Genomic DNA, 12202 nt, shown 5'->3' with positions numbered 1-12202 from the left:
CATTCATGGCTGCGTCTCCACTTCGTCCACACGGCCTAGTCGAACAGGTCCGGCCGGCTTTCGATGAGCGGTTCGAGGCGGGTGACGAGCCGGCTCAGATGTTTCTGCATCGCCTGCCGTGCCTTTTCGGGATCCCGGTCGCGGATCGCGTCGATGATGACCTTGTGCTCTTCGTAGGCTTCCTGCGCGCGGCCGCGCATCGGCAGCAGCAGTTGCCGGGCGCGGTTCACCTGGACCCAGCCGGCCGCGGCAAGCGTGTTCAGTTTCGGGTAGCCCGTGAAGGAGAAGATGAGTTCGTGCATGCGCTCATCCTCCCGGTAGAAGCCGGCCTCGTCGAAATCCTCAAGGCACAGCGCCTGGAGCCGGAGATTGCGGGTCAGTTCGGAAAGCTGTTCCTCGGTGCGCTCCGCCGCGACCTTCGCCACGGCTGCCAGCTCGATTGCTTCGCGCAGGAACGCCCCTTCGTGGATTTCCGACATGGAGAATTTGGTGACACGCGACCCCGACTGGGGAACGACTTCCACCAGCCCCTCGCCCGCCAGCCTGGTGATGGCTTCGGTCACCGGTGAGCGGGAAACCCCGAGCTGTTCGCAGATGAGCTGTTTTTTCAGGTTGGTGCCCGGCGGCAGATCCATGGCGAGAATGGCTGTACGCAGCGCCTCGTAGACACGCTGTGCAAGGGAGCCCGTCAGCTTGCCGATGTCCGGCAAGGCGATTTCGTCAGGATCTTGTTCGTTCGGCAGCGACATGACTATCTCAATTGGAATGCTAACATGTTAGTTGACACAGTTACCCTGTCAAGCTAATCCTGAAGACGAGGTAGGCCTGAGCAACAGGCTGAACAGGGAGAGCCGACGTGTTGCAGACTTACGCCAATTCGATCCTTCTCAACCCCGGCGACAACGTGGTCGTCGCGCTTCAGGATATCGAGGCGGGGGCGAACGCGGCCTTCGTGGACACACCGCTTCCCGGACAGGTTCTGCGCGGCCACAAGATTGCGCGCCTGCCGATTGCCGCCGGAGAGAACGTCATTCGCTACGGCCAGATCATCGGCCAGGCGAAAGCCGACATTAAGCCGGGCGAACATGTGCATGTTCATAATCTCGGCATGGGCGACCACAGCCAGGACTATCAACATGGCGAGGCCTGTATCCCGCTGGACCCGATCGCTGAAGAGCGGACATTTCTCGGCTACCGGCGCCCGACCGGCAAGGCCGGCACCCGCAACTATATCGGCATTCTCACTTCGGTGAACTGTTCTGGCTCGGTTGCCAGGTTCATTGCGGAAGCGGCGGAAAAATCCGGCTTGCTGAAGGACTATCCCAATGTCGACGGCATCGTTCCGATCGTGCATGGCACCGGCTGCGGCATGTCCGGCAAGGACGAAGGCTACGCGACCCTCTTCCGCACGCTGTCCGGCTATGCCCAGCACCCCAATTTTGCCGCCATCCTGCTGATCGGCCTCGGCTGCGAAGTGATGCAGGTCGCCGACCTGATCGGCGAACGCAAGATGCGCCCGGGCGGCGATCTCAGATACATGACCATCCAGCAGACAGGCGGCACCCGCAAGACCATCGAAGCGGGCCTTGCGGAACTGAAGGATCTGGCGGAGATCGCCAACAAGGCCGAACGCACGCCGGTTCCGATCTCCGAGATCACCGTCGGCATGCAGTGCGGCGGCTCGGACGGTTATTCCGGCATCACCGCCAATCCGGCCCTCGGCATGGCGTCCGATCTTCTGGTCCGCCACGGCGGCACGACCATCCTTTCCGAAACCTCGGAAATCTATGGCGCAGAACACCTGCTCACCCGCAGGGCGGTTTCCGTCGATGTGGGCAAGAAACTCATCGAGCGGGTCCGCTGGTGGGAGGATTACACCGCCCGCAACGGCGGCGAGATGGACAACAACCCCTCTCCCGGCAACAAGCGAGGCGGGCTGACGACAATCCTGGAAAAATCCCTCGGCGCGGCGGCCAAGGGCGGGTCGGCTCCGCTGGTGGACGTCTACAAGTTCGGCGAGCCTGTCGACAAGAAGGGCTTTGTCTTCATGGACAGTCCAGGCTTCGACCCCTGCTCCGTCACCGGTCAGATCGCCTCCGGTGCCAACATCATCGTGTTCACCACCGGACGCGGTTCGGTCTCCGGCTACATGCCGACGCCCTGCATCAAGCTGGCCACCAACAGCGAGATGTACGGCCGCATGTCGGAAGACATGGACATCAACTGCGGCGATGTGATCACCGAGAACATCAGCCTGGAGAACAAGGGCCGGGAGATCTTCGAAAAGATCATCAGCGTTGCCTCCGGGGAGCATTCCAAGAGTGAACAACTGGGCTTCGGCGGAGTCGAGTTCGTTCCCTGGCAAATCGGCGCCGTGATGTAACACGCCGCAAAAAACAGAACATACCCGCTCAGGGTTTCGGGAGGATTTCAGTGCGCTTGAAGGATAAAACAATATTGGTCTCGGCAGCCGGCCAGGGGATCGGCCGTGCCAGTGCGATCGCCTGCGCGAAGGAAGGCGCCAAGGTCATTGCCGTCGATATCAACGAAGCAACCCTTGCCTCCCTGCCGCAGGAATGTCCCGGCATCGAGATCCACAAGCTGGATGTGCGCGATCGCGGCCAGATCATCGCTCTCGCGGACCAGCTGCCGCAGCTCGACGGTCTGTTCAACTGCGCGGGCTTTGTTCATCACGGCACGGTTCTCGACATCCCCGAGGACGACTGGGCCTTCAGCTTCGACCTCAACGTCACCTCCATGTACCGCATGATCCAGGCTTTCCTGCCGGGCATGCGCGAGCGCGCCAAGACGACTGGAACCGCGTCGATCCTCAACATGTCGTCCATGGCGTCCTCCATCAAGGGCTTTCCGGTGCGCACGCTCTACGGCACCACCAAGGCCGCGGTCATCGGCCTTACCAAGGGTGTTGCCGCCGACTTCGTTCAGGAATGCATCCGCTGCAACGCGCTGTGTCCGGGGACCGTCGACACGCCGTCCCTGCGCGGCCGGATCGCCTCCGCCCCCGATCCTGTCGAGGCGGAAAAGAACTTCATCGCCCGCCAGCCCATGGGCCGTCTGGCGACGGTCGACGACATGACCCCGATGGTCGTCTATCTGTTGTCCGATGAAAGCCGGTTCGTGTCCGGGCAGGCACTTCTTGTCGATGGGGGTGTCACCATTTAGGCGGCACTTCCGTCGCGGTTTGGGAGGACTGCGCGATGACAGACCTGGTCAGAATGACGGGGATCGACAAACGGTTCCCGGGCGTTCATGCCCTCAAGAATGTCAGCTTCGATCTGGCCGCCGGAGAAGTTCATGCCCTGATGGGCGAGAACGGCGCCGGCAAGTCCACGCTGATGAAGATCCTGTCCGGCATCTACCCCAAGGACGGCGGCGAGATCCTCGTCAACGGCCGCGCGGCGGAGCTGGACGGCCCGAGGGCCGCGCAGGACCTCGGCATCGGCATCATTCATCAGGAACTCAGCCTGATGAATGACCTGACGGTCGCGCAGAACATCTTCATCGGCCGCGAACCGCGTCTCAGATTCGGACGGCTGGACGAGACCGCGCTCAACGCGCAGGCGGTCGAGATCTTCAGGTCCATGAACCTGAAGCTGGACCCGAAGACGGTCGTCGGCGAACTCACCATCGCCAGGCAGCAGATGGTGGAAATCGCCAAGGCGCTCTCCTACCGTTCCCGCGTGCTGATCATGGACGAGCCGACGGCCGCCCTGAACGACGCGGAGATCGCCGAACTCTTCACCATCATCCGGCGGCTGAAGGCCGACGGTGTCGGCATCATCTATATCAGCCACAAGATGGACGAACTGAAACAGATCGCCGACCGGGTAACCGTGATGCGCGACGGTGCCTATGTCGGCACGGTGGGTGCGGCCGAAACACCTGTCTCCAGCATCATCTCCATGATGGTCGGGCGCGAGGTGACCAACGAGACGGCCGACATACCGGACCTGTCGCAGGCCGAGACCGTTCTGGAAGTGCGCGGCCTGAACCGGGGCCGCGAGATCCGCGATGTCAACTTTTCTGTCCGCAAGGGCGAAATCCTCGGCTTTGCCGGATTGATGGGCGCGGGACGGACCGAGGTCGCAAGGGCGATCTTCGGAGCGGATCCGCGTGACGGCGGAGAGATCCGCGTGCACGGAAAGCCCTGCGCGATTTCGCAACCGTCAGACGCGGTGAAAGCCGGGATCGGCTATCTGTCGGAAGACCGCAAGCACTTCGGTCTTGCGACCGGCATGGATGTGCGGACCAATATCGCCCTTGCCAGCCTGGATCGTTTCTCCGGCAGCCTCGGTGTCCTGAAGGAAGAGGACATGCGGCGCACGGCGCAGGACTATATCGGCAAGCTGGACATTCGCACCCCGTCGGACAGGCAGGAGGTGCGACTGCTTTCCGGCGGCAACCAGCAGAAGGTCGTCATCGCCAAGTGGCTCTACCGCGATTGCGATATCCTGATCTTCGACGAGCCGACGCGCGGTATTGACGTGGGCGCGAAATCGGAAATCCACAAGCTCCTGAAGAACCTGGCGAAGGAAGGCCGGGCCGTCATCGTGATCTCCTCCGAACTGCCGGAAGTCATGCGGCTCAGCCACCGTATTGCCGTCATGTGCGAAGGGCGGCTGACCGGCATTCTGCCGGGCGGCGAGCAGACCTCGCAAGAAGACATCATGCACCTGGCGACGCTTCGCGCACCGTCCATGCAGCCAGAGGGATACCAGCAATGACAGCCGTCAATCCGACCTCCACCCCCTCCCTGTTCGCGCGGATGATCGACACGGGCGCGCATCAGAAGCTGCTGGCCTTCGCCAGCCTTGTCCTGCTGCTGATCGGCTTTTCGATCGCCTCGCCCAACTTCATGCAGACCTCCAACATGATCGCCATCCTGCAGGCGACGTCGGTCAACGGCGTGCTGGCGGTGGCGGCAACGCTGGTGATCATCACCGGCGGCATCGACCTGTCGGTCGGAACGCTGATGACCTTCTGCGCGGTGATCGCCGGTGTGGTGCTGACCAATCTCGGCATGCCGCTGCCGGTCGGCGTGCTGGCAGCCATCGGCACGGGCGCGCTCTGCGGCCTGTGTTCGGGCACCTTCGTCGCCAAGATGAAGATCCCCCCCTTCATCGCCACCCTCGGCATGATGCTGATCCTGAAGGGCCTGTCGCTGGTGATATCCGGCACGCGGCCGATCTATTTCAACGACACGCCCGGCTTCGACCAGATCTCACGCGGCTCGCTCATCGGCGAGGTCATTCCCGCGCTGCCAATTCCCAATGGCGTGCTGATCCTGTTCATCGTCGCACTCGCCGCGTCCTATGTTCTCGGCCGCACGGTGCTCGGGCGCTACACGTTCGCGCTCGGCTCGAACGAGGAAGCCGTGCGTCTGTCCGGGGTGAACACCGATTTCTGGAAAATGGCGGTCTACAGTCTGGCGGGCGGCATCTGCGGCATCGCCGGCATACTGATCGCCTCGCGCCTGAACTCGGCCCAGCCGGCGCTCGGTCTCGGCTACGAGCTTGAGGCGATCGCGGCCGTTGTCATCGGCGGAACGTCGCTTTCCGGCGGACGGGGAACCGTGCTCGGCACGCTGATCGGCGCGCTGATCATGGCCGTGCTCACCAATGGCCTGCGTGTGCTGTCCGTCGCCCAGGAGTGGCAGACGGTGGTGACCGGCGCCATCATCATTCTGGCCGTCTACGCGGATATGGTGCGCAGACGCAAGGCCTGAAGGTCCATCAACAAGAAGAGGGTGCCCACACCCCGGCAAGCGGACACGAAGTCCGATCACGACAAAGGAGAGGAATATGCTCAACAGACGTCACCTCATCGGAGCCGCCAGTGCGTTTGCACTCATGCTTTCCGGTAATTTCGCTTCCGCCCAGGAAATCTACATTCCGATGATTTCGAAAGGCTTCCAGCACCAGTTCTGGCAGGCGGTCAAGGCCGGCGCGGATCAGGCCGCCGGAGAACTCGGGGTCACCATCACCTTCGAGGGGCCGGACAATGAAACCATGGTCGATCGCCAGATCGACATGCTCGCCGCCGCACTCGCCAAGAACCCGACGGCAATCGGCTTCGCCGCTCTCGACAGCCAGGCCGCCATCCCGCTTCTGCGCCAGGCGCAGGAAAAGGGCATTCCGGTCATCGCCTTCGACAGCGGTGTCGACAGCGACATTCCGGTGAGCACCGCCTCCACCGACAATGTCGCCGCAGCGGCCCTTGCCGCCGACAAGATGGCCGAGCTGATCGGCGGTTCCGGTCAGGTGGCGATCATCGCCCATGACCAGACCAGCCGCACGGGCATCGACCGGGTCGACGGATTTGCGAACCAGATCAAGGCCAAGTACCCGGATATCGAAGTGGTCACGGTCCAGTACGGCGGCGGCGACCATCTGAAGTCGACCGAACTGACCAAGGCGATCCTGACCGCCAACCCGGATCTGAAAGGCATCTTCGGCGCCAACGAAGGCTCGGCGCTCGGTGTGGTCAACGGCGTTACCGAGATGGGTAAATCCGATATCGTCATCATCGGCTACGACAGCGGCAAGGCCCAGAAGGACGCGATCCGCAATGGCGTGATGGCCGGCGCCATCACCCAGAACCCTGTCGGCATCGGCTATGAAACCGTGAAGGCCGCGCTCGAAGCCTCACAGGGCAAGGACGTTCCGGCGAATATCGACACCGGTTTCTACTACTACGACAACTCCAACATCGACGATCCGAAAATCGCCGCTGTCCTCTACGACTGATCCCGACCGGAGCATCCCGCGACCAGAAGCGCGGGATGCTCCAGGCTTTGCGGACAAAAGCTCTTTTCTGCTTTCCTATCGGTCCATATGAAGGCAGTTTGAACCGACGAACCCGGCCGCCGGTGCGGCCGGGCTTCCAGCACCAAGGATACTGATTTCATGAAATTGCTGCGATTTGGCGCTCCCGGACAGGAAAAGCCGGGCGTTCTCGATGCGGACAACCGGGTTCGCGATCTGTCATCGGTTGTTTCGGATATCGCCGGCGACGCGCTTCTGCCCGAAAGCATCGAACGCCTGAAGGGCCTCGACATTTCCGGCCTGCCGCTCGTCGACGGCGATCCGCAGAAAGATCTGCGTCTGGGACCATGCGTCGGCGCCATCGGCAAGTTCATCTGCATCGGTCTGAATTACGCCGACCATGCCGCCGAAGCCGGAATGGAGGTTCCGCCGGAACCGGTGGTATTCAACAAGTGGACATCCGCCGTCGTCGGTCCCGATGACGATGTGAAAATTCCGCGCGGTTCCGTGAAGACCGACTGGGAAGTCGAGCTCGGCGTCGTCATCGGCAAGGGCGGCTCCTATATCGAGGAAGCCGACGCCATGAGCCATGTCGCCGGGTTCTGCGTTGTCAACGACGTCTCCGAGCGCGAATACCAGATCGAACGCTCCGGCACCTGGGACAAGGGCAAGGGCTGCGACACCTTCGGCCCGACCGGCCCCTGGCTGGTGACGCCCGATGAAGTCGGCGACCACGACGCCCTGGGCATGTGGCTCGAAGTCGACGGCAAGCGCTACCAGGACGGCTCCACGAAGACGATGGTCTACCGGGTGCCGTTCCTCGTCTCCTATCTCAGCCGCTTCATGAGCCTGCAGCCCGGCGACGTAATCTCCACCGGCACCCCTCCGGGCGTCGGCATGGGCCAGAAACCGCCGGTCTACCTGAAGGGCGGCGAAGTCATGCGGCTCGGCATCGACAAGCTCGGCAGCCAGGCCCAGAAGGTCGTGAAAGCGTAAGGCTGACTTTCGTTTTCACGCATGCAAATGACGCGAGAAGGGCCGGTTTCCGGCCCTTTTTTCGTCTGCGGATAAAGGCCGGCCCCAACCTTCGTCATCCCGGCCAAGCGAAGCGCGAGCCGGGACCGGCGAGGCACAAACGCCTCGTGTTTCTGTCCTCAGGCTTCGGCTCTCCGATCCCGGGTCTCCGCTTCGCTGCGCCCGGGATGACGCGGAGAGGTTGTACCCCTGACCCGGGGCCCACTCGCAGTGCCGCTTGCTCAAACAACGGTATTTTGCGCGAGGCATGCCGCTCCGTGTCACGCCCCGGAGCGATACCCCTGCTCGATCTCGATCAGGCGCTGTTTGCGCCACAGGCCGCCGCCGTAGCCGGTCAGGGAGCCGTCGGCGCCCATGACCCGGTGGCAGGGAATGACCACGGCGATCTGGTTGGCGCCATTGGCGCGGGCGACGGCGCGCACCGCTTCCGGCCGGCCGAGGGCTTTCGCCACATCGGTGTAGCTGCGGATGTCGCCGGCGGGGATCCTTAGCAGCTCGCGCCACACATCGCGGGTGAAAGCCGTGCCGTGCAGGGCGAGTTTCGTCTCGAAGGTACCGCCCCGGCCTGCGAAGAAGCGGTCGAGCTCGGCCTGGATCTGATCCGTTACTTCCGTGCGTCCGAAGCCGATTTCGCCTTTCGCGAAGGTCTGCAGCTTTCTGAACTCGGCGGGAAACGCCTTGCGGTCGAGAAATTCCAGCAGGTGAAGCTGGGTGCTGTCGGTCACGGCGATCATCGGCCCGAGCGGCGATGCGACCCAATCGGCGAACAGCAGCGGCTGCGCGGAAAACGCCCCCGGAGGCTGGCCGAGGATTTTCGCGAAGGCTTCCCGGAAGGCGCTTGGGGACTCGAAGCCCGCGGTGATCTGCGCGTCGATGACCTTGCCGCCACCGGCGAGCGCCGAGAACCCCTCCTGCAGGCGGCGCTGGCGGGCCATTTCCAGAAAGGTCATCCCGAAATGACGCTTGAAGGCACGGCGCACGGTGGAAGGTTCAAACCCCATGCGGACCAGGTCCGGCTCGCCCCAGCGATAGGAGGGCCGTTTTTCCAGCGCTTCTATCAATGGCTTCACCACCGGGTCGGCGCTGGCCTCGGGCGTTGTCGGCCGGCAGCGCTTGCAAGGGCGGAACCCGGCTTCGATGCATTCGGCTACCGTCTCATGAAAACTGCAGTTTTCCGCCCTGGGCTTGCGCGCCGGACAGGTGAGCCGGCAGAAGATGCCGGTGGAGGAAACACAGACGAACATGCGCCCGTCATAGGACGCATCGCGCGCCAGAAGGGCCTCATAAAGCGTATCGAAGGAAGGTCGGGTCATCAGCATGGCCAGAGATTAAGCTGAGCGGACGGATAGTGCAGCCGGAAATCGGGCGTTTATTTCAAAATGCTGCAATGGGCCGGCGGTTCCGGGAAATGCTTTTCGTTTCTTGTCATCCCTGCGCAGGCAGGGATCCAGTAACCCGCTGAATTTACGCTTCCATTCAAACCCGCCTGGAGTACTGGATCCCGGTCTTGCCGCTGCCGCGTCAAACCGGGATGACAAAGAATCTCCAAGCCCACTGTCGTCCGGCCTCGATGACCCTTGCATTGACTACAAGCCTCGCGGCCGGCACCCGGTCTCCCCCCTTGAGGGGGAGATGTCTCCGGCAGGAGACAGAGGGGGGTGACAGCCTCTCCGCACACAACAATTTCCCCCGAACACGCTGCACCGCTTCACCCCCCTCTGTCCGTTTCACGGACATCTCCCCCTCAAGGGGGGAGACAGGAGCAAGCGGAGGTGTCATTTCGGGGGCCAGAACATCGGGCGTTTGTTTCCGGATGCTGCAACGTCCGGCACTTCAAGGGAAATGCTTTTCGTTTCTTGTCATCCCTGCGCAGGCAGGGATCCAGTAACCCGCTGAATTTACGCTCCCATTCAAACCCGCCTGGAGTACTGGATCCCGGTCTTGCCGCTGCCGCGTCAAACCGGGATGACAAAGAACCTCCAAGGCCACTGCTATCCAGCCTCGATGACCCTTGCATGGACTACAAGCCTCGCGGCCGGCACCCGGTCTCCCCCCTTGAGGGGGAGATGTCTCCGGCAGGAGACAGAGGGGGGTGACAGCCTCTCCGCACACCACGGTTTTCCCCGAACACGCTGCGCCGCTTCACCCCCCTCTGTCCGTTTCACGGACATCTCCCCCTCAAGGGGGGAGAGGGGAGCAAGCGGAGGTGTCTTTGCCTCCTTCGCCTACCTGTACACCTGATCCTCACCCGGGAAGCTGCGGGACTTGACCTCTTCGGCGTAGGCCTTCACGGCTGCCTCGATCTGGCCGCCGAGGTTGCCGTAGACCTTGACGAATTTCGGCGGGGTGGGGTTGAGGCCGAGCATGTCTTCCAGAACCAGGATCTGGCCGTCGCACTGGGGAGAGGCGCCGATGCCGATGGTCGGGATGGGGATCTGGCTTGTGATCCTTGCCGCCAGCGGCTCGACCATGCCTTCCAGAACGATGCCGAAGGCCCCCGCATCGGAGACAGCGCGGGCGTCTGCCTCGTGCATCGCCCAGGTGTCCTCGTCCCGCCCCTGGGTGCGGAAGCCGCCCATGACGTTGACGGATTGCGGCGTGAGGCCGGTATGGGCCATGACGGGAATGCCGCGTTCGGTCAGGAAGTTGATGGTTTCGGCCATGCGCACGCCGCCTTCCAGCTTGACCGCGCCGCACTGGGTTTCCTTCATGACGCGCGCGGCGTTCCTGAAGGCTTCGGACGGGCTTTCCTCGTAGGTACCGAAGGGCATGTCGACGACGACGAGCGCCTTCTTCGTGCCGCGCACCACCGCCTTGCCGTGCATGATCATCAGTTCCAGCGACACGCCGACGGTCGATTCCATGCCGTGCATCACCATGCCGAGACTGTCGCCGACGAGGATGAAATCCGCGTATTCATCGACGATGGCCGCCGTGTGGGCGTGGTAGGAGGTCAGCGAGACGATCGGGTCGCCGCCCTTGCGCCTGGTGATCTGCGGGGCCGTGGTGCGGCGGATGGGTTTCTGGGTGCTCATGCGGCGTCCTTTCGAAGGGGGCTTGAGAGGCGAATTCAGGTATCGGGCGAGATGACCCGCTGGTCAATCAGAAGAACGTTGCCGAAGCCGACAGCGAGCAGCACAACGGCCGGCAGGTCGAGGCGGCCGGAAAGCTCGGCAAGCGTGTCGGCATCCCGGATATCGACACTCCTGACCTCGGCCGCCGGCGCGGCGGCAAGCTCTTCCCGGATGGCGGCGTTCAGAGCGGCAATATCGACGGCGGATGTCGCCAGCTCCTGCGCCCGGGACAGCGCCCGGCTGAGGACAACCGCCTGCGCGCGGTGCTCCGCACTCAGGCGGACGTTGCGCGAGGACATGGCGAGACCGTCCGCCTCGCGCACGGTCGGATGTCCGACAATCTCCAGCGGCATGTCGAGATCGCGCACCATCTGGCGGATCAGGGTCAGCTGCTGGTAGTCCTTTTCGCCGAAGACGGCAAAATCCGGCGTGACGATGTTGAAGAGCTTGGTCACCACCGTGGCGACACCGCGAAAATGTCCCGGCCGCAGGGCGCCCTGCAGAATGGCGGAGAGGCCCGGCACCTCCACAAAGGTATCGCCGCCCGCGCCGTACATTTCCTCAACGCTCGGCATGAAAACCGCATCGACGCCTTCGGCCTTCAAAAGCGCCAGGTCGCGGGTCTCGTCGCGCGGGTAGGTCGCAAGGTCCTCGTTGGGGCCGAACTGGGTCGGATTGACGAAGATGCTCGCCACCACCCGGTCCGCCTTTTCGCGGGCCAGGCGCACGAGGCCGAGGTGGCCGTCATGCAGGTAGCCCATGGTCGGAACCAGACCAACCGCCGCGCCCTCGCGCCGCCATGCGCGCACGGTCTCGCGCATCTCCACCTTTGTCGGGCAGATTTTCATTTCGTTCCTCCCGCAGCCGGTTTGTCGTCAGACCGGTCTTTTCGCGGGTGCAGCATAATGAGGGGGCCGGGGAAGGTCTAGGGGGAGATCTCTGCTTGCGGCCCTTTCCTGTCATTCATCGGCTAAGCTGTGCGCTGCGTCGCGTACCGTCAAATCGGCCATTCGCCGCGCCTGCGGTGTTTGTGTCACTGCCAAGGTCCACTAAGCGGACGAAACAAATATTGCGAAACATTGCGCAAAACTGTGTCGCTCTGGAAAACAAAAACTTTATGCTTTCGACCTACAAATTCAAGAAAACTTATCGCAAGGACAATCATCATGACTGAAAATACTCCAACTTCATCGACAAATCACAAGCGCAACTTGTTAGTTATTTTTCTGGTGTTGGCAGCAATCTTCATAGGCTGGAATTCTTTTGGAGCCTACCAGTGTTCAGCGCGGGGCGGTGACGTGCAGTTAG

At 62.7% G+C, this 12202-nt stretch carries 10 protein-coding genes; 6 read left to right on the top strand and 4 right to left on the bottom strand.

Features of this window, described 5'->3' with window-relative positions:
• Positions 1 to 35: 35 nt before the first annotated feature.
• Positions 36 to 749, bottom strand: coding sequence for a GntR family transcriptional regulator (locus tag Q1B40_RS02635; RefSeq protein WP_299809577.1), 714 nt, complete (start codon positions 747 to 749; stop codon positions 36 to 38).
• A gap of 107 nt (positions 750 to 856) precedes the next feature.
• Between Q1B40_RS02635 and Q1B40_RS02630 the strand changes: the two genes are divergently transcribed.
• From Q1B40_RS02630 to Q1B40_RS02605, 6 genes are all read left to right on the top strand, one after another.
• Positions 857 to 2383: a UxaA family hydrolase gene (locus Q1B40_RS02630; RefSeq protein WP_299809574.1), complete on the top strand. Its 1527-nt coding sequence runs from the start codon at positions 857 to 859 to the stop codon at positions 2381 to 2383.
• 44 nt (positions 2384 to 2427) lie between these two features.
• Positions 2428 to 3183, top strand: coding sequence for an SDR family oxidoreductase (locus tag Q1B40_RS02625; RefSeq protein WP_208987327.1), 756 nt, complete (start codon positions 2428 to 2430; stop codon positions 3181 to 3183).
• Positions 3184 to 3218: 35 nt separating this feature from the next.
• Complete coding sequence (locus tag Q1B40_RS02620; protein ID WP_299809571.1) at positions 3219 to 4745, top strand: sugar ABC transporter ATP-binding protein; 1527 nt, start codon at positions 3219 to 3221, stop codon at positions 4743 to 4745.
• Positions 4742 to 5746, top strand: coding sequence for an ABC transporter permease (locus Q1B40_RS02615; protein ID WP_299809568.1), 1005 nt, complete (start codon positions 4742 to 4744; stop codon positions 5744 to 5746). Before Q1B40_RS02620 ends, Q1B40_RS02615 begins: the two co-directional genes overlap by 4 nt.
• A 76-nt stretch (positions 5747 to 5822) precedes the next feature.
• A complete protein-coding gene (locus tag Q1B40_RS02610; RefSeq protein ID WP_299809565.1) occupies positions 5823 to 6767 on the top strand; it encodes an ABC transporter substrate-binding protein in 945 nt (314 codons plus the stop codon).
• 159 nt (positions 6768 to 6926) lie between these two features.
• Positions 6927 to 7781, top strand: coding sequence for a fumarylacetoacetate hydrolase family protein (locus Q1B40_RS02605; protein ID WP_299809562.1), 855 nt, complete (start codon positions 6927 to 6929; stop codon positions 7779 to 7781).
• A gap of 299 nt (positions 7782 to 8080) precedes the next feature.
• On the opposite strand, the gene Q1B40_RS02600 is transcribed toward Q1B40_RS02605, so the two are convergent.
• The 3 genes from Q1B40_RS02600 to panC form a co-directional block, all read right to left on the bottom strand.
• Positions 8081 to 9139, bottom strand: a complete 1059-nt coding sequence (locus tag Q1B40_RS02600; RefSeq protein ID WP_299809559.1) for a bifunctional transcriptional activator/DNA repair enzyme AdaA — start codon at positions 9137 to 9139, stop codon at positions 8081 to 8083.
• A 906-nt stretch (positions 9140 to 10045) separates the two neighbouring features.
• Positions 10046 to 10855, bottom strand: coding sequence for a 3-methyl-2-oxobutanoate hydroxymethyltransferase (panB, locus tag Q1B40_RS02595; RefSeq protein WP_068411146.1), 810 nt, complete (start codon positions 10853 to 10855; stop codon positions 10046 to 10048).
• A 35-nt stretch (positions 10856 to 10890) separates the two neighbouring features.
• Positions 10891 to 11742 carry a pantoate--beta-alanine ligase gene (panC, locus tag Q1B40_RS02590; RefSeq protein ID WP_299809553.1) on the bottom strand — a complete coding sequence of 284 codons (852 nt, stop codon included), beginning with the start codon at positions 11740 to 11742 and terminating at the stop codon, positions 10891 to 10893.
• Positions 11743 to 12202: the final 460 nt, after the last annotated feature.

The organism is uncultured Roseibium sp., assembly GCF_947496995.1.
GTDB lineage: Bacteria > Pseudomonadota > Alphaproteobacteria > Rhizobiales > Stappiaceae > Roseibium.
The sequence above is the reverse complement of the archived record's forward strand: the minus strand, read 5'-3'. Positions and strand labels throughout refer to the sequence as shown.